Here is a 16,410-nt window from a genome sequence, read left to right on the forward strand (position 1 = left end):
GTCACATCTGCATGGCAGGTCCCCGCAGCGGGCGGGGACCCAGGTCAGGGGAGAGATCCATGCCGCACACGAAGCGCAGCCGCCTCGTGACATCCGCCGTCGCCGTCGTGCTCGGCGCCACCGCCCTCACCGCCTGCGGCTCCGGGGACGACAGCAAGGCCGAGTCCGGCCCGGTTTCGCTGACGTACTGGACCTGGACGCCCGGCATGGACAAGGTCGTCGACCTGTGGAACAAGGGGCCGGGCAAGAAGGACAAGATCACCGTCACGGCGAAGAAGCAGGCGGGTGGCGACACGCTGATCACCAAGATCCTCACCGCGCACAAGGCGAAGAAGGCGCCCGACCTGGTGCAGGCCGAGTACCAGGCGCTGCCCACGCTGGTCAGCAATGACGCGCTGGCCGACATATCCAAGGAGGTCGGCGACGCGAAGAGCAAGTTCGCCGACGGCGTCTGGCAGCAGACCACGCTGGGCACGGACGCGGTGTACGCGGTGCCGCAGGACATCGGACCGATGATGTTCTACTACCGCGCGGACCTGTTCAAGAAGTACGGCCTGAAGGTCCCCACCACCTGGGAACAGTTCGCCGAGACCGCCCGCGCACTGAAGAAGAAGGCACCGGACAAGGCCCTGACCACTTTCTCCGCCAACGACTCCGGTCTGTTCGCGGGGCTCGCCCAGCAGGCCGGTGCCAAGTGGTGGACCACCTCCGGCGACAAGTGGAAGGTCGCCATCAACGACGCGGCCACCCAGAAGGTCGCCAAGTTCTGGGGCGGGCTGGTCAAGGAAGGTGCCATCGACAACCAGCCGATGTACCAGCCGGCCTGGAACAAGGCCCTCAACACGGGCAGGGAGATCGCCTGGGTCAGCGCCGTGTGGGCGCCGGGCACGCTCACCACGGCCGCGCCGGACACCAAGGGCAAGTGGGCCATGGCCCCGCTCCCCCAGTGGTCGCTCGACCAGGACGTCACCGGCAGCTGGGGCGGCTCCTCCACCGCGGTCACCACCGACTCCCCGCACCAGGCCGCCGCCGCCAAGTTCGCGGCGTGGCTGAACACCGACGGCGACGCCCTCAGCGCGCTGGCGAAGGAGGGGGGCATCTACCCGGCCTCCACCTCCGCCCAGCTCAGCGGCGCCTTCTCCAACCCGCCGGCGTTCTTCTCCGACCAGGCGGACTTCTACACGAAGGCCGCCGACATCGCGAAGACCACGGCGCCGTCCGCGTGGGGCCCGAACGTGAACGTCGCCTACGCGACCTTCAACGACGCGTTCGGTGCCGCCGCCAAGAACAAGTCGGACTTCGTCGCCGCTCTGAACAAGATGCAGGACGACACGGTCGCCGACATGAAGAAGCAGGGCTTCGGGGTTTCTCAGTGACCAGCACCGCACGCCGGAGGTCGTACGGGGTCAAGGGGGCCCCGTACGCCTTCCTCCTCCCCGCCACGATCCTCTTCACCGTGTTCTTCGCGCTGCCCATCGGCTACGCGCTCTGGCTCAGCTTCCGCAAGGTCCACGTCTCCGGCCTCGGCCTGGGGGCGGGCGCCCGCAGCGAGGTCTGGGCCGGCTTCGAGAACTACACCGAGGCCTTCCAGGACAGCGAATTCCTGCACGGCGCGCTGCGCGTGCTGGGCTACGGCTGCATCGTCGTCCCGGTGATGCTCGGCCTCGCGCTGCTGTTCGCGCTGATGCTGGACTCGGACAAGGTGCGGCTCACCTCGTTCACCCGGCTCGCGATCTTCCTGCCGTACGCCATCCCCGGCGTGGTGGCCGCGCTGATGTGGGGCTTTCTGTACCTGCCGGACGTCAGCCCGTTCTACTACGTGCTCGAGAAGCTGGGCCTGCCGCAGCCGAACCTGCTGGACGGCGGCCCGCTGTACCTCGCCCTGTCGAACATCGCGGTCTGGGGCGGCACCGGCTTCAACATGATCGTCATCTACACCTCGCTCAGGTCGATCCCGGCCGAGGTGTACGAGGCGGCGAAGCTGGACGGCGCCACCCCGCTGCAGATCGCACTGAAGATCAAGATCCCGATGGTGGCGCCCTCGCTGGTGCTGACCTTCTTCTTCTCGATCATCGCGACGCTCCAGGTGTTCAACGAGCCGACCACCCTCAAGCCGCTCACCAACTCCGTCAACACGAGCTGGAGTCCGCTGATGAAGGTGTACCAGGACGCCTTCCACCGGGGCGACATCTACTCGGCCGCCGCCGAGGCGACCCTGATCGCGCTGGCAACGCTGGTCCTGTCGTTCGGTTTCCTGCGGGCCGCGAACCGCCGTAACAAGCAGGAGGAAGCGGCATGAGTTCTCTTGCCATCCGCAAGGCGCAGCCCGCGGCGGGCACCACGCCCGGAACCGCCCAGGGCCCGCCGCTGCGCCGCAGGATCGCCCTGGTGCCCACGGTCACCCTGCTGATCGGCGCGATCTACACCCTGCTGCCGGTGGCCTGGGTGGTGATCGCGTCCACCAAGTCCGGGCACGAGCTGTTCTCCACCTTCACCTTCCTGCCCGGCACCGGTTTCACCGGCAACATCAAGGACCTCAACGCCTACCGCGGCGGCATCTACTGGAAGTGGATGGGCAACTCCGCCTTGTACGCCGGTCTCGGCGCCCTGCTGTCGACCGCCGTCTCGGCGTTCAGCGGCTACGCGATCGCGACCTACCGCTTCCGGGGCCGCGAGACGATGTTCAACGTCCTGCTCGCGGGCGTCCTGATGCCCCCGGTGATCCTTGCCATCCCGCAGTACCTGCTGCTGGCGAAGGCGAACCTCACGGACTCCTACCTGTCCGTGCTGCTGCCGCAGATCCTCTCCCCGTACGGCGTCTACCTGTCCCGGATCTACGCGGCCGCCGCCGTCCCCGCCGACGTGGTGGAGGCCGGGCGGACGGACGGGGCCGGCGAGTGGCGGATCTTCACCCGGATCGCACTGCCGATGATGATCCCCGGCATGGTCACGGTGTTCCTGTTCCAGTTCGTGGCCGTGTGGAACAACTTCCTGCTGCCTTACATCATGCTCAGTGACGACGAGAAGTTCCCGCTCACACTGGGTCTGTACACACTGCTGGAGCAGGGCTCCAACACCCCGGCGCTGTACACGCTGGTGATCACGGGCGCGTTCCTCGCGGTCCTCCCGCTGATCGCGCTGTTCCTGGTCATCCAGCGATTCTGGAGCCTTGATCTCCTCTCCGGAGCCGTAAAGTCATGACCATGAGCAATTCGGGGGGCCGGCGCAAACCGCCGACGATCCACGACGTGGCGCGCGAGGCAGGAGTCTCACGGGGCACCGTCTCGCGCGTGCTCAACGGCGGGCACTACGTCAGCCCCACCGCGCAGGAGGCGGTCAACGCCGCCATCCGCAGGACCGGGTACGTCGTGAACCGGCACGCCCGCTCGTTGATCACTGGACGCTCCGACTCGGTCGGCTTCCTGCTGACCGAGCCGCAGGAGCGGTTCTTCGAGGATCCCAACTTCAATGTGCTGCTGAGCGGTTGCACCCAGGCGCTGGCCGCGCACGACATCCCGCTGCTGCTGATGCTGGCGGGGACGAAGGACGAACGGCGGCGCATAACGCGCTACATCACGGCCGGCCACGTCGACGGAGTACTGCTGGTCTCCAGCCACTCCGGTGATCCGGTCGCCGAGGAACTGCGGGAGGCGGGCGTGCCGCTGGTCGCCTGCGGCAAGCCGATCGGCCTCGGCTCCAAGGTGAGTTATGTGGCCGCCGACGACCGCGACGGCGCCCGGGACATGGTCCGGCACCTGCTCTCGCTCGGCCGGCGCCGGATCGGCGTGGTCACTGGTCCGCTGGACACCCCGGGCGGTGTGGAGCGGCTCGCCGGGTACAAGGAGGTGCTCGCCGAGGCGGGCGTCGAGGTGGACGAGCGGCTGATCGTCTCCGGCGACTACAGCCGGGCCAGCGGGGAGGCGGGCGCGGAGCAGCTGCTCGCCCGGGCCCCGGACATGGACGCCGTGTTCGTCGCTTCCGACCTGATGGCGCAGGGCGTACTGGCGGCCCTGCACCGGGCGGGCAAGCGGGTGCCGGACGACATCGCTGTCGGCGGTTTCGACGACTCCCCCGCGGCGACCGCCGCCTCCCCGGCGCTCACCACCATCCGTCAGCCGTGGGACCGGATCAGCGCCGAGATGGTGCGGGTGCTGCTCGCGCAGATCGGCGGGGAGGACCCGGCCGCGGTGATCCTTCCGACGTTGCTGGTCCGCCGCGAGTCGACGTGAGCGGAAGCGCCCACTGGGGTGCCGCGCCGTGCCGTCGTGCGTCTGCTGCGCCCTTGTGGCTGGTCGCCCACACGGCGGAGCCGCATATCAGTCACAGCCCCGCGCCCCTTTGGGCGCTACCGCGCCCGCGCTCTGACCAGCCCCGTCTCATAGGCGAGGACGACCGCCTGGGCGCGGTCGCGCAGGCCCAGCTTGGCGAAGATACGGGCCACATGGGACTTGACCGTGGCCTCGCTGAGGGTCAGCTCGGCGGCCAGTTCGGTGTTGGACAGGCCGCGTCCCATCAGGGTCAGCACCTCCCGCTCGCGGGGTGTGAGGGCGGCCAGGTCGGCGGGGACGGCCTGGGCCGTCCGCTCGGCCTCGGCCGCGTACCGCTCCACCAGGCGCCGGGTGATCTGCGGCGCCAGCAGGGCGTCGCCGGTGCCGACGAGTCGTACGGCCGCTGCCAGGTGCTCGGGGGTGACGTCCTTGAGCAGGAAGCCGCTGGCACCGAGCGAGAGGGCCGTGTACACGTACCGGTCCAGGTCGAAGGTGGTCAGCATCAGCACCCGGCAGCCCGGGGTCTGCTCCAGGATGCGCCGGGTGGCCTCCAGGCCGTCCATGGTCGGCATCCGGATGTCCATGAGCACGACGTCCGGCGCCAGTTCACGGGCGGCGGCCACCGCCTCGACGCCGTCGGCGGCCTCACCCACCACCTCGATGCCCCGGGCGGTGAGGATCAGCCGGAAGCCGGTCCGGATGAGCGTCTGGTCGTCGGCGATCAGGACGCGGGGCGCCCGCTCGGGCGCGTCCGCGGTCACGGGCGGTCCAGGGGTATGCGGGCGCGGACGCGGTAGCCGCCGCCGAGCCTGCGCCGGGCGTCGAGGTCACCGCCGTAGACGGCGATTCGTTCGCGCAGCCCCAGAAGACCGCGTCCGGTGCCCGGGTGATGCTGCGCCCGCTCCGGTGGGGTGCCCGTGAGCACGCTGGGGCCGGTGTTGAGGATCTCGACGCGCAGGGCGTGGTCGGCGTAGCGCACGCTCACCTCCGCCTGGCCGCCGTCGCCGTGCCGGAGCGCATTGGTCAGGGCCTCCTGGATGATGCGGTAGGCGGTCACGTCGATGCCCTGCGGGAGCGGGCGCGGCACGCCGGAGACGCGGACCTCGACGGGCAGCCCGGCGAACGATATCCGGTCCACGAGCGGGCCGAGCCGGTCGAGACCGGGCTGCGGCGCGAGGGCCGTGCTCGCCGCGTCGGCGGCCGGGCCGGGGTCGGTGTCCGTGCCGTCCGGTGCGGGGGCCAGCAGCCCCAGCAGATGTCTGAGGTCGGTCATCGCGCCCCGCCCGGCGTCCTCCACGGCCCGCAGCGCGGTCGCCGCCTCGTGAGGCATCGTCCCGAGCACCTCGCGGGCGGCGCTCGCCTGGACGACCATGAGACTGACGTTGTGACTGACGATGTCGTGCAACTCGCGAGCGATCCGGTCCCGTTCGGCCGCGATCGCGGCTTCGGCCGCGCTCTCCCGCTCACGCTCCAGCAGCCAGCCCCGCTCCCCCACCGCCGCCTGCCAGCGGCGCCGGGTGCGCACCAGCACCACGGTCAGCCCCAGGACGGCCGCGCACGCCACCGCGAGCGCCGTCGCCATCACGTCGTACTCCCCCATGCCGTTCATGGTCGCAGACCGCACTGACATCGGCATCGACCTGGGGATTCAGCGTGCTCCATCCCTGGAATGAGTCCGCGCCGCAGTGCCATCCGGAGAGGGATGCAGAGGGCGCCGCCCCACGTCTAGCGTCCTGCCCATGGTCACCGAGGTGAGAACGGGAGACACCGTCGTACGACTCGACGGTGTGCGCAAGGAGTACGGCGAGACGGTCGCACTCGACGGGGTGTCACTGGAGATCCGGGCCGGGGAGGCGGTCGCGGTGATGGGCCCCTCGGGGTGCGGCAAGTCCACGCTGCTCAGCATGATCGCCGGTCTCGACCGGCCGTCGGCCGGCACGGTCGTCGTACACGGCGAGAAGGTCGGGGAGTTGAGCGAGAAGGGCCTCGCGCTGTACCGACGGCGCCGGATCGGCATGATCTTCCAGTTCTTCAACCTCATCGACGATCTGTCGGCCCTGGACAACGTCGCGCTGGCCGCCCAGTTGACGGGGACTGCGGCCCGGCAGGCGCGCCGTCGGGCGCTGGAGCTGTTCGAGGAGCTCGGCATCGCAGACCGCCGCAACGCCTACCCCGCCGTACTCAGCGGTGGTGAACGGCAACGGGTCGCGGTGGCCCGGGCGTTGATGAACCGCCCGGCGCTGCTGCTGGCCGACGAGCCGACCGGTGCGCTGGACAGCCGGGCCGGGGAGCAGGTGATGGACCTGCTGCTGGACCTCAACCAGATCGGCCAGACGCTGATCATCGTCACGCACGACGAGCATCTCGCGCAGCGCTGTGCGAGCCGGCTGGTGCAGTTGGCCGACGGCCGGGTCACCGGTGAGCACACCCTGGAGCCGTCGGCATGAGCGCGGTGTGGAAGGCCGCGCGGGCGGCGGTGCGCAGGCGGAGACTGCAGACGCTGGTGATCTGGCTGGTCACCCTGGTGTCGACGGGGTCGATGGTGGTGGCGCTGGGGCTGGTGGACGCGGCGTCGGCGCCGTTCGACCGGGTCTTCGGCAAGCAGCACGGGCCGCACGTGGTCGCCGAGTTCGATGCGGGCAAGGTGACGGACGCCCAGCTGAGGGACACCGCGCGGACGTCCGGTGTCGAGGCGGTGGCCGGGCCGTTCCCGCAGGCCACGGTGGAGATTCCGCGCGGCGCGCAGGATCTGGGTCTCGGCGGAGACATCAGGGTGGTGGGTCGTTCCGGGCCCGGCGGTTCGGTGGATCGCGTGCATCTGTGGGCGGGCCGGTGGCCGACGCGGCCCGGTGAGATGGTCATGAACCGGCAGTCGGACTGGACCGCGAACGCCCTCGGCAAGAAGTTCCACATGCCGTCCGGCCCGACCCTGACCATCGTCGGGTTCGCCTTCGACCTGAGTGACACGGCGGACGTGTGGGTCGCCCCGGATCAGATCGCCGCCCTGCACCCGAACGCCACGCAGATGCTGTACCGGTTCCGGGACGCCTCCTCGCAGAACGCACTGCGCGCGGGGCTGGCGGGGGTGACCGAGGGGCTGCCCCGGGGCGCCCTCGCCGGTTCACGCACCTATCTGTCGATCAAGCACCAGGTGGGCAGCGCCGCGCGCGCCTACGCCCCGTATCTGCTGGCGTTCGGTGTCCTGGGGATTCTGGTGGCGGTGCTGATCGTCGCGAATGTGGTCGGCGGCGCGGTGGTGTCGGGCTTCCGGCACATCGGCATCCTCAAGGCCCTCGGGTTCAGCCCGGGGCAAGTGCTGAGCGTGTACCTGGTCATGATCTCCGTTCCGGCCGTCGTGGGCTGTGCGCTCGGCACGCTCACCGGGAACCTGCTGGCCCATCCGTTCTTCCGGTTCGTGTTCACCGGCCCGGACTCGGGAGTGCTGCGGGACAGCGTCGGTATCGCCCCCCGGGTGAATGCCCTGGCCCTCATCGGCATGCCGCTCGTGTGTGTGCTGGCCGCGCTCGGCCCCTCGGTGCGTGCCCGGCGGTTGTCGGCGGCGCGGGCGATCAGCGCGGGCAGCGCACCCCGTGCCGGGCGGGCGCTCGGCATCCAACGACGGCTCGCGGGGCTGCGGTTGCCCAGGTCGGTGAGTCTCGGGGCGGGGCTGCCGTTCGCCCGGCCCGCGCGCAGCGCACTCACTCTGGCCGCGGTGGTCCTCGGCGTGACCACAGTGACGTTCGCGTCGGGTCTCGCGACGACAATGACCCTCTTCGGGGACGGCGGCAAGGGTGCGTACGACGTCACGGTGTATGCCGACAACTACGTCAAGGGCAAGGTGGTGCTGCCGGTCCACGGCGACCGGGACCTCCAGTCGCTGCTGGGCTCGTTGCCGGGCGCGGCCCGGGTGACGGCCCGGGCGGACGAGGACGCGCAGTTCGTGGGCTCTACGAAGAGGGTCTGGATCGAGGGCAGGCGCGGGGCGGACCTGCCCCTGGACGACGTGCTCGTCCGGGGCCGCTGGATGCACCGTCCGGGAGAGGTCGTGGTCGGCTCGGCCTTCCTGCGCCGCAACGGGGTGGACATCGGCGACCACCTCCGGCTACGCAGGAGTGGCCGCGAGGAGGAGGTCACCGTGGTCGGCGAGATCCTGCAGGACAACGACCAGGTGGTCACCGGCACCTGGCCGACGTTCACCGCGCTGCTCCCGGACGGAAAAGCGTTCTCCTATCACGTCAAACTGCGCAAGGGCGCGGACCCGACGGCGTACGCGCGCGCCGCCCGAGCCGTCGACAAGGGGCTCAGTACCCAGCTGACCGGCCCGAACAGCGGCGCCGAGACCATCATCGGCTCGGCGACCGCGCTCACCCTGATGCTGGCCCTGGTCTCCTCCCTCGGGGTGTTCAACACGGCCGTGCTGAACACCCATGACCGGCGCCGCGACCTCGGCATGCTGAAGTCGATCGGCATGACCCCGCGCCAGGTGACGGTGATGACGGTGACGTCGATGGCGGTGCTCGGCGCGATCGGGTCGGTGCTGGGCATCCCGCTGGGCATCGCCGCCTACGAGGTGGTCGTCCCGCGGATGGCCGCGGGGGTCGACCTCACCCTGCCGTCGTACATGACGGACGTCTGGCACGCGCCGAAGCTGGCCGCACTGGCTCTCGCGGGACTCGTGATCGCCGTCCTCGGTGCCCTGGTCCCCGCCCGGCGGGCCGCCCGTCTCACCGTCGCGGAGGTGCTGCACAGCGAGTGATCCACGGGGAGCCCGCAACCGGTCAGGATCGGAGAAGCCGCGGCGGGCTCCCCGGCCGTAGCGTGAAGTGCACCGGCGGAGAACACCGCCGGGCCATGCAGCTCAGAAGGAGAGTCCCATGACCGCCGGCCTGCAGACGATCATCTACCCCGTCAAGGACAAGGACCGGGCCAAGGCCCTGTTCACCGTCCTGCTGGGCGCCGAGCCGTACGTGGACGAGCCCTACTACGTCGGTTTCAAGGCCGAGGGGCAGGACGTCGGTCTCGACCCGAACGGACACGCTCAGGGCATGACCGGACCGGTGCCGTTCTGGCATGTCACCGATCTGCGAGAGCGGCTCGCGGGCCTCCTGGAGGCGGGCGCCGAACTGCTCCAGGACGTACGGGACGTCGGCAACGGCAGGCTGATCGCCTCGGTGAAGGACGCCGACGGCAACCTGATCGGGCTGCTCCAGGATCCGGCCGCCTGAGCCGCGTGCGACCACTTGCACCCGCACTAGATGCACACTCAACGATTGGCTGAATCGGTGCTACGGTGCGGGTATGGCAGTCAAGACGGCCGACACCCGGCTCGAGGAACGCTGGCGGGACATCCTCACGGTGCACGCGCACACGATGTGCGAGATCGACCGCGCCCTGCACCCGCACGGGCTGGGTGCCAGCGACTTCGAGGTGCTCGACCTACTGGCCACCGAGTCGCCCGAGACGGGCGACCAGTGCCGGGTGCAGAACCTGGTCGGACGGGTCCATCTCAGCCAGAGCGCGCTGTCCCGGCTGATCGGTCGGCTGGAGAAGGAGGGCCTGGTCGAGCGCTCGGTGTGCGCGGAGGACCGGCGCGGAGTGTGGGTCGCCCTCACCCGCAAGGGCCGCGACCTGTACGCCGAGGTACTGCCGCTGCAGCGAGCGGTGCTGGAGCGCATGCTGGCCGAACGGGCCGGCTAGAGGACCAGCTCCGTCCCGTCCGGCAGGATTTCCACCCCCTGCTCGGCCACCTGCGCCCGTGCCGGTGAGGCCGGGTCGAGCAGCGGGTTGGTGTTGTTGAGGTGGGTGTAGATCCGGCGCGGGCCGAGGTGCCGGGCCAGGGCCGCCAGTGAGCCGCGGGGGCCCATGACCGGCAGGTGCCCCATCGCGGCCTGCCCGGCGCCGGTGCGCACCGCCGTGCCCATCTCGTCGGCGGCGAAGAACGTGCCGTCCAGCAGCACGCAGTCGGCCGACGCGCACAGGTCGTCCAGGACGGGACTCCAGACGCCGACGCAGGGCGCGTACACCAGCACTCCCCCGCTGGCCAGGTCCTCCACGCGGTACGCCGTCACCCACGCGGCCTCGGGCCGCGGCGCCTGGGCCGGTACGTACTTCGGGATCTTGGTACCCATGGGGTGGGCCGTGACGACGAGTCCGCCGGCCAGCACGAAGCCGCCGACGGCCAGGCTGTCGGCCCACTCCCAGGGCGCGTAGCGGTCCAGTGCGGCGCGTGCGGGGGCGAGGACGGCACGGACCGGCGGGGCCGCGTAGACCTTCAGGCCCGCCGCTCCGCGCAGCTCGGTCAGGCCGGTGACGTGGTCGGCCTCCGCGTCGGTGAGCAGCACGCCGCGCAGCGGGGTGTCCCGGGGCCCGGGTCCGGGCCACAGGGCGGGGGTCTCGGTGAGCTGGGTGCGCAGGTCGGGCGAGGCGTTGAGCAGCCACCAGTCGCGCCCGTTGCCGGTGACGGCGGCGCACTCCTGGGTACGGGAGGGCAGTTTGCCGTCCCGGGCGGCCGCGCACAGCGCGCAGGCGCAGTTCCACTGCGGGAAGCCGCCTCCGGCGGCGGTGCCCAGCAGGACGATCCTCACGACCATCGGCTCCTTCGCGCGCTCCGGACCTTCCGCTGGGATCTTCCCGCCGGAGGGCGGGGTGATTACCCGGAGACGGGAGCAGTTCCGGCCGTCCTGAGCCGGGCCGAAGTGCGGCTCACCTTGCCAGGAGCGTGCGGACTCCTTGGGACGTCAGTGTCAGGCCGTGCTGCGAGCTGCCGTCTATCGCCAGGGAGAGGTCGTCGTCGGGCCACTGTGCGGCCAGTGCGCCCAGCGGTATCAGGCGGTAGCGGGAGATGAACGGGAGTTGTTCGGCCATCGTCCCTTCGGAGGTGAAAACGGGGACGACCGGATCGCCGCCGGTCCGTTCGAGGACGGGCAGGGCGACCGTCGAGGAGTCGGCGCCCTCGCCGTCCACCGCGTCGTCCGGCACCGGAACGAGCACGTCGCTGTGGGCGAGGGTGTCCAGGGCCGACTGGTCCTCGGCGTTCACGGCCAGGGCGTCGAGCGCCCGCTGGGCCGGCGTCGGAAGGTGGTCGTCGTATGCGGGTGTCTCCATGGCAGATCCCCAGGTAGCGGCGGTCGTACGGCCGCACGGACGGGCAGGCGCCCGGCGTGCTCCCGCCTCGCGTACCCGGTGGGGTCCGGGGCATGCATATCCGGTCGAACTCGGCGGAAGCCGGTCGTGTGGCCGGTCAGCCGAAGGTGAGGGTCAGCTGGAAGTGGTCGGGGTCGAGCAGGCTGACGGCGTGCTCGACGAAGGAGCCGTCGGCGGCCCGGCTGGTGCGCCGGGTGTCGAGGAACCAGTCACCCGGTGTCCGGTGCAGCAGTTCCGCCTCGTGGGCGTCGATCCGCCGCCCGCGGACCCGCTGCTCGCCGTGGTCGGGCCGCAGTCCGGCGCGCAGCAGCACCTCGGTGAGCGGCTCCTGGCCGAGCCCCCGGGCGGGCAGTTCCCGGATCACGGGCACGGGCGGCAGGAAGCTGCGCTCGTACGCCACCACGGTGCCGTCCGCGACCAGCTCGCGGGTCCGCTCCACGCAGACGAACGCGTCCTTCTCCAGGCCGAGTTCGGCGGCGAGGCCGTGGTCGTGCGTCTCGCGTACGGCGAGGGTCCGCAGCCTGCTCTCGACGCCTTGGAGGGGCAGGGCGCGGGCCCGGCCGGGCCGGTCGTCCGGCGGGCGTCCGTCGAAGAGGACGTAGGACCCCTTGCCGGTGCGGGTGGTGATCAGGCCTTCCTCGCACAGTTCGGCGAGGGCCGCGCGGACGGTCGTACGGCTGACGCCGAACCGCTGGGCGAGGGTGTGTTCGCCGGGCAGCCGCTCCCCTGCCGGGCGGCGTCCGCTGCGGATCTCCTCGGCGAGGATCCTGCTGATCCGCTGGTGCTTGAGCGGGACGCCGGTCACGGCCGGGCTTCCGCGAGCAGGTCGTCGATGGTGGTGACCCGGATCAGCGGCCGGTAGAGGTCCAGCACCTGGAGGGTCTTGATGTGGGAGTCGTCGTCCGCGCCCGCGCACGCGTCCGCCACGACCAGGACCTCGGCGCCGGCGTCGGCGGCGGCCAGCGCCGTGGACAGTACGCAGCAGTCGGTGCTGACCCCGGCCAGGACCAGGCGGCCGTCCGGGCCGACGCGCTCGACCAGTTCCGGTGTCCATTTGCTGAAGGTGGTGGCTTCCACGACGTGGCCGGCCCGGGCGGCGAACTCGTCCGTCAGCTCCCACAGTTCCGCCTCCCGAGGCTGGAGCGCGAAGGGCCACCGGGCGTAGTAGGCGCGCCAGGCTCCGGTGGGTTTCCCGGGTGCCAGGAAGCGGGTGAAGGCGACGCGGCCGCCGAACGCCGGCAGCAGGCGTCGTACGCCCGCGGCCGCGTCGGCGAAACGGGGGGTGGCCCAGGGGCTCGCGGGGTCGGCGAAGACGCGCTGCATGTCGATGACGGCCAGCAGCCCGGGGGCGGAGAGGGCAGGGGTCATGCGCTGTACACCCCCTCGTTCGGTGACGGGCTGGGTGCCTGTGCCTCCTGCTCGCGCACCCGGCCCCGGCCCAGCAGCAGCGTGCCGAGGAAGGCGAGCGCGAGGGCGGCCAGGACGCCGAGGTTGGCGTACGCCCAGGCGCCGCTCTTGCCGCCGAGACCGAACGGCTCCAGGAGGTAACCCTGCCAGGTGAGCCAGCTGGCCGCGGTGTTGGTGACCAGGCCCCAGCCGACGGCGGTGGCGCCGAGGGTGAGCAGGAGCGGCAGGAGGGGTACGTCGCCGTAGCGGCCGCGCGGGCGGTACAGGTCACCCTCGTCGTAGTCGCGGCGGCGCAGGGCGAGGTCGGCGAGCATGACCCCGCACCAGGCGGCGATGGGGACGCCGAGGGTGGTGAGGAAGCCCATGAACTGGGCGAGGAAGTCGCCGGCGAAGAAGACGATGTAGACGGATCCCGCGATCATCAGGACGCCGTCGAAGAGTGCGGCGAGGTAGCGGGGCACGCGCACGCCCGCGGAGAGCAGGGCCAGGCCGGAGGAGTAGATGTCGAGGACGGCGCCGCCGACCAGGCCGAGGACGGCGACCACGGCGAACGGCACCAGGAACCAGGTGGGCAGGAGCGTGGTCAGGGCGCCGATCGGGTCGGCCGCGATCGCCTTGCTCAGGGTCGCGGAGGAACCGGCCAGCAGGAGGCCGAAGACCAGCAGGAGCAGCGGGGCCGCGGAGGCGCCGAAGGTGGTCCAGCCGATCACGCCCCGGCTGGAGGAACCGCGGGGCAGATAGCGGGAATAGTCGGCGGCGGCGTTGACCCAGCCGAGGCCGAAGCCGGTCATCAGGAACACCAGCGCGCCGATGAACTGCTGCGCGGAGCCCGCCGGGATGGCGCTGACCGTGCTCCAGTGGATGTGGTCGGCGACCAGGGCGACGTAGACGACGGTGAGCACGCCCGTGATCACGGTGATCCAGGTCTGCAGGCGCATGATCAGGTCGAAGCCCATGACCCCGCCCACCACGGTCAGCGCGGCCACCACCATGAGGGCGACCACCTTGGTCTCCGTGCCGCCGCCCCAGCCCAGCCGGCTGAAGACGGTCGCGGTGGCCAGGGTGGCGAGCGAGGTGAGGACCGTCTCCCAGCCGACGGTGAGCATCCACGAGATCACCGACGGCAGCCGGTTGCCGCGCACGCCGTACGCGGCCCGGCTGAGCACCATCGTGGGCGCCGAGCCGCGTTTTCCGGCGACCGCGATGAAGCCGCACAGCAGGAAGGAGACGATGATGCCGAGCACGCCGGCGGCGAGGGCCTGCCAGAAGGAGATGCCGAAGCCCAGGGCGAAGGCGCCGTAGCTGAGGCCGAGGACGGAGACGTTCGCCCCGAACCAGGGCCAGAACAGGGTGCGCGGGGTGCCCTTGCGCTCCGCGTCCCCGATCACGTCGAGGCCGTGCGTCTCCAGCTGGATCTGACGGCCGGTGGATCTGCTGCCGGGGGATTCCTGCGGATGCGTCATCGCCGACCTACCTGCCTACCTGTCCAGACGTGTCCGGTCGAGGCGAGGCTAGGCCGGTGCACAGGGGGCGTCAAGGAAGACGCACGGCCGGTGCGCCCCCCGCCGTGCATCTTCGTCACGGCCCCGGTGACCTGCGGGGCTTCAGCCCCTGAGCAGCTCGGTGAACCGTTCGGCGCTCACGTTGCCGCCGGACAGGATGACGCCGACCCGGCGCGGGAGCGGATCGACCCGGTGGGCCAGGAGGGCGGCCAGGGCGCTGGCGCCGCTCGGTTCCACCACCGTCTTCAGGCGCTCGAAGGCGAACCGCATGGCGTCCCGGATCTGGTCGTCGCTGACCAGTGAAATGCCGTCCAGCAGGCGCTTGTTGAGGGAGAAGGTGAGTTCGCCGGGGATGTCGGCGGCCTGTCCGTCGGCGATGGTGCGCGGCACGGGGATGGCGACCCGGTGGCCCGCTTCCAGGGACCGCTTGGTGTCGTCACCGGCCTCCGGTTCGACGCCGATGACACGGACGCCCGGCAGCAGCCCCTTGGCGGCGACCGCGCTGCCGGCGATCAACCCGCCGCCCCCGACAGGCACGACCAGGGCGTCCAGCTCGCCCGCCTCCTCGATGAGTTCCAGGGCGGCCGTGCCCTGTCCCGCGATGACATGCGGGTGCTCGTACGGGGGCACGAGGGCGAGACCCCGGTCGGCAGCGAGCGCCTCGCCGATCGCGACCCGGTCGCCGGTGTAGCGGTCGTAGGTGACGATCTCGGCCCCGTAGTCGGCCGTGGCCTCCAGCTTGGAGCGCGGGGTGTCCTCCGGCATCACGATCACGGCGGTGGTGCCGAGTTCGCGGGCGGCGAGGGCGACGGCCTGCGCGTGGTTGCCGGAGGAGTAGGCGGCGATGCCCTTGGCCAGCTGCTCGGCGGACAGCCGGGACGCGGCGTTGTAAGCGCCGCGGAACTTGAACGCGCCGATGCGTTGCAGGTTCTCGCACTTGATGTGGACCTCGGCACCGACCAGCTCGTCGAGGGTGCGCGAGCGCAGGACGGGGGTGCGGTGGGCGACACCCTTGATGCGCTGCGCGGCCTCCTGGACGTCCTGGAGCGTGACGGGCTGGCTGTGAGGCATGTACCTACTCCGTTCTGGGCACGACCGGCCGCCGGCGGGTACCGCCGGACGCGGGACCACCGGGACCTTTCTGGAATCATTGTCTAACATGTAGACGAGAAGTCCAGAGCACCTGATCGAGAGGGGAGACGAGCGGATGACGGACGCGCGGGCAGCGGCGGCTGCACGGGCCCGGACCGGCGGGGCCACCGACGAGCAGGACGCGGTGATCGCCGCTCTCACGCCGGTGATCGACGGGATCGCCGCCACCTTCGGGTCCTGCTGTGAGGTGGTGATCCACGACTTCCGCCGCCCGGAGCACTCCGTCGTGGCCCTCGCCGGGTCGGTGACCGGGCGCGGGGTCGGCGGGTCGATGAGCGAGATCGGCATGAAGCTCCTGGCGCGCGGTGACGAGGCACGCGACGAGCTGAACTACCTCACGCGCACGCAGGACGGAAAGCTGGTCAAGTCCTCCACGATGCCGCTGCGCGATTCCACCGGCGCGGTGTTCGGCGCCCTGTGCGTCAACCTCGACGTCACCGCGATCAGTCAAGTACACGCGCTGGTCGGGGAGTTGGCCGGGGTCGCCGGGGCCCCGGCGGGTCTGCCGACCACCACGTTCGGCGACGACATCGGTGCGGTCGTCGACTCCATCGTGGACGCCCGCCAGCTCAGCAGCACCAAGACGTGGACGCACCTGGGCCGCGCCGAACGGCTGGACCTGTTCCGCGACCTGGACCGGCGCGGTGTGTTCGCGGTGCGCGGCGCGGTCCAGCAGGTCGCCGCCCGGCTCGGCATCTCACGGGCCTCGGCCTACAACTACCTGGCAGCCGCCAGGAACACCGACGCCACCGGCTGACCTGGGCGGGCCCGGCGGGCGGGCCTCCCGCTCCGGCCGACGCACGGCGCGTCAACCGTTCGGTGGAACGGACGCCGACGGATGGCACCAAGGCGGCCTTCGAGGAGCGCTTCCCGGGCATCGGCCTGACGCTGGTCGTGGACCACAGCAAGTACCACGACGCCTTCAAGGACCCGCAGGG

Annotated in this window: 17 protein-coding genes; 9 read left to right on the forward strand and 8 right to left on the reverse strand. The window is 71.2% G+C overall.

Translation table 11 applies throughout. From position 1 onward, the window contains the following. The first annotated feature begins 59 nt into the window (after positions 1 to 59). The 4 genes from AQI88_RS16140 to AQI88_RS16155 are packed head-to-tail and all read left to right on the forward strand — an operon-like array spanning position 60 to position 4,229. Positions 60 to 1,376, forward strand: coding sequence for an ABC transporter substrate-binding protein (locus AQI88_RS16140; protein WP_066998804.1), 1,317 nt, complete (start codon positions 60 to 62; stop codon positions 1,374 to 1,376). Continuing rightward, entirely contained in the window at positions 1,373 to 2,299 is a 927-nt protein-coding gene (locus AQI88_RS16145; protein WP_066998807.1) for a carbohydrate ABC transporter permease, read from the forward strand. Before AQI88_RS16140 ends, AQI88_RS16145 begins: the two co-directional genes overlap by 4 nt. After that, positions 2,296 to 3,201 carry a carbohydrate ABC transporter permease gene (locus AQI88_RS16150; RefSeq protein ID WP_066998810.1) on the forward strand — a complete coding sequence of 302 codons (906 nt, stop codon included), beginning with the start codon at positions 2,296 to 2,298 and terminating at the stop codon, positions 3,199 to 3,201. Before AQI88_RS16145 ends, AQI88_RS16150 begins: the two co-directional genes overlap by 4 nt. Further along, on the forward strand, positions 3,198 to 4,229 hold the full coding sequence (locus AQI88_RS16155; protein WP_066998813.1) for a LacI family DNA-binding transcriptional regulator: 1,032 nt from the start codon (positions 3,198 to 3,200) through the stop codon (positions 4,227 to 4,229). Before AQI88_RS16150 ends, AQI88_RS16155 begins: the two co-directional genes overlap by 4 nt. A gap of 116 nt (positions 4,230 to 4,345) precedes the next feature. Here AQI88_RS16155 and AQI88_RS16160 read toward each other — a convergent pair whose 3' ends face one another. Together AQI88_RS16160 and AQI88_RS16165 are read right to left on the reverse strand one after the other, a co-directional pair. Then, complete coding sequence (locus AQI88_RS16160) at positions 4,346 to 5,029, reverse strand: response regulator (RefSeq protein WP_066998816.1); 684 nt, start codon at positions 5,027 to 5,029, stop codon at positions 4,346 to 4,348. Next, entirely contained in the window at positions 5,026 to 5,868 is an 843-nt protein-coding gene (locus AQI88_RS16165; protein WP_066998819.1) for a sensor histidine kinase, read from the reverse strand. Before AQI88_RS16165 ends, AQI88_RS16160 begins: the two co-directional genes overlap by 4 nt. A gap of 139 nt (positions 5,869 to 6,007) precedes the next feature. Here AQI88_RS16165 and AQI88_RS16170 point away from each other — a divergent pair, with 139 nt between their 5' ends. The 4 genes from AQI88_RS16170 to AQI88_RS16185 all read left to right on the forward strand — a co-directional run bounded on the left by AQI88_RS16170 (position 6,008) and on the right by AQI88_RS16185 (position 9,965). Beyond that, positions 6,008 to 6,715: an ABC transporter ATP-binding protein gene (locus AQI88_RS16170; protein WP_066998821.1), complete on the forward strand. Its 708-nt coding sequence runs from the start codon at positions 6,008 to 6,010 to the stop codon at positions 6,713 to 6,715. Next, on the forward strand, positions 6,712 to 9,024 hold the full coding sequence (locus tag AQI88_RS16175; protein WP_066998824.1) for an ABC transporter permease: 2,313 nt from the start codon (positions 6,712 to 6,714) through the stop codon (positions 9,022 to 9,024). Before AQI88_RS16170 ends, AQI88_RS16175 begins: the two co-directional genes overlap by 4 nt. 118 nt (positions 9,025 to 9,142) lie before the next feature. After that, the gene (locus tag AQI88_RS16180; RefSeq protein ID WP_066998827.1) at positions 9,143 to 9,493 is read left to right on the forward strand and encodes a VOC family protein; all 351 of its coding nucleotides are present in this window, start codon (positions 9,143 to 9,145) and stop codon (positions 9,491 to 9,493) included. A 73-nt stretch (positions 9,494 to 9,566) separates the two neighbouring features. Beyond that, complete coding sequence (locus tag AQI88_RS16185; protein ID WP_066998830.1) at positions 9,567 to 9,965, forward strand: MarR family winged helix-turn-helix transcriptional regulator; 399 nt, start codon at positions 9,567 to 9,569, stop codon at positions 9,963 to 9,965. Here AQI88_RS16185 and pqqB read toward each other — a convergent pair. The 6 genes from pqqB to AQI88_RS16215 form a co-directional block, all read right to left on the reverse strand. After that, positions 9,962 to 10,858, reverse strand: a complete 897-nt coding sequence (gene pqqB / locus AQI88_RS16190; RefSeq protein WP_244184152.1) for a pyrroloquinoline quinone biosynthesis protein PqqB — start codon at positions 10,856 to 10,858, stop codon at positions 9,962 to 9,964. The two genes, AQI88_RS16185 and pqqB, sit on opposite strands and share 4 nt — an antisense overlap. Positions 10,859 to 10,970: 112 nt before the next feature. Next, positions 10,971 to 11,372, reverse strand: coding sequence for an SseB family protein (locus AQI88_RS16195; RefSeq protein ID WP_066998833.1), 402 nt, complete (start codon positions 11,370 to 11,372; stop codon positions 10,971 to 10,973). A gap of 136 nt (positions 11,373 to 11,508) precedes the next feature. Then, positions 11,509 to 12,216, reverse strand: coding sequence for a GntR family transcriptional regulator (locus AQI88_RS16200; RefSeq protein ID WP_066998837.1), 708 nt, complete (start codon positions 12,214 to 12,216; stop codon positions 11,509 to 11,511). Beyond that, complete coding sequence (locus AQI88_RS16205) at positions 12,213 to 12,779, reverse strand: isochorismatase family protein (RefSeq protein WP_066998840.1); 567 nt, start codon at positions 12,777 to 12,779, stop codon at positions 12,213 to 12,215. The genes AQI88_RS16200 and AQI88_RS16205 overlap by 4 nt, the downstream gene beginning before the upstream one ends. Beyond that, positions 12,776 to 14,281, reverse strand: coding sequence for a purine-cytosine permease family protein (locus tag AQI88_RS16210; RefSeq protein WP_066998841.1), 1,506 nt, complete (start codon positions 14,279 to 14,281; stop codon positions 12,776 to 12,778). Before AQI88_RS16210 ends, AQI88_RS16205 begins: the two co-directional genes overlap by 4 nt. A 141-nt stretch (positions 14,282 to 14,422) precedes the next feature. Next, positions 14,423 to 15,391 (reverse strand): pyridoxal-phosphate dependent enzyme, encoded by a 969-nt coding sequence (locus AQI88_RS16215; RefSeq protein ID WP_066998844.1) that lies wholly within the window; start codon positions 15,389 to 15,391, stop codon positions 14,423 to 14,425. A gap of 136 nt (positions 15,392 to 15,527) precedes the next feature. Here AQI88_RS16215 and AQI88_RS16220 point away from each other — a divergent pair, with 136 nt between their 5' ends. After that, complete coding sequence (locus tag AQI88_RS16220; RefSeq protein ID WP_066998846.1) at positions 15,528 to 16,229, forward strand: helix-turn-helix transcriptional regulator; 702 nt, start codon at positions 15,528 to 15,530, stop codon at positions 16,227 to 16,229. Positions 16,230 to 16,410: the final 181 nt, after the last annotated feature.

This window comes from Streptomyces cellostaticus, assembly GCF_001513965.1.
Classification (GTDB): domain Bacteria; phylum Actinomycetota; class Actinomycetes; order Streptomycetales; family Streptomycetaceae; genus Streptomyces; species Streptomyces cellostaticus.

Coding starts and splice junctions, on each gene's coding strand:
- AQI88_RS16140 (WP_066998804.1), top strand. CDS start 60: ATGCCGCACACGAAGCGCAGCCGCCTCGTGACATCCGCCGTCGCCGTC.
- AQI88_RS16150 (WP_066998810.1), top strand. CDS start 2,296: ATGAGTTCTCTTGCCATCCGCAAGGCGCAGCCCGCGGCGGGCACCACG.
- AQI88_RS16155 (WP_066998813.1), top strand. CDS start 3,198: ATGACCATGAGCAATTCGGGGGGCCGGCGCAAACCGCCGACGATCCAC.
- AQI88_RS16165 (WP_066998819.1), bottom strand. CDS start 5,868: ATGGGGGAGTACGACGTGATGGCGACGGCGCTCGCGGTGGCGTGCGCG.
- AQI88_RS16170 (WP_066998821.1), top strand. CDS start 6,008: ATGGTCACCGAGGTGAGAACGGGAGACACCGTCGTACGACTCGACGGT.
- AQI88_RS16175 (WP_066998824.1), top strand. CDS start 6,712: ATGAGCGCGGTGTGGAAGGCCGCGCGGGCGGCGGTGCGCAGGCGGAGA.
- AQI88_RS16180 (WP_066998827.1), top strand. CDS start 9,143: ATGACCGCCGGCCTGCAGACGATCATCTACCCCGTCAAGGACAAGGAC.
- AQI88_RS16185 (WP_066998830.1), top strand. CDS start 9,567: ATGGCAGTCAAGACGGCCGACACCCGGCTCGAGGAACGCTGGCGGGAC.
- pqqB (WP_244184152.1), bottom strand. CDS start 10,858: ATGGTCGTGAGGATCGTCCTGCTGGGCACCGCCGCCGGAGGCGGCTTC.
- AQI88_RS16195 (WP_066998833.1), bottom strand. CDS start 11,372: ATGGAGACACCCGCATACGACGACCACCTTCCGACGCCGGCCCAGCGG.
- AQI88_RS16205 (WP_066998840.1), bottom strand. CDS start 12,779: ATGACCCCTGCCCTCTCCGCCCCCGGGCTGCTGGCCGTCATCGACATG.
- AQI88_RS16210 (WP_066998841.1), bottom strand. CDS start 14,281: ATGACGCATCCGCAGGAATCCCCCGGCAGCAGATCCACCGGCCGTCAG.
- AQI88_RS16215 (WP_066998844.1), bottom strand. CDS start 15,391: ATGCCTCACAGCCAGCCCGTCACGCTCCAGGACGTCCAGGAGGCCGCG.
- AQI88_RS16220 (WP_066998846.1), top strand. CDS start 15,528: ATGACGGACGCGCGGGCAGCGGCGGCTGCACGGGCCCGGACCGGCGGG.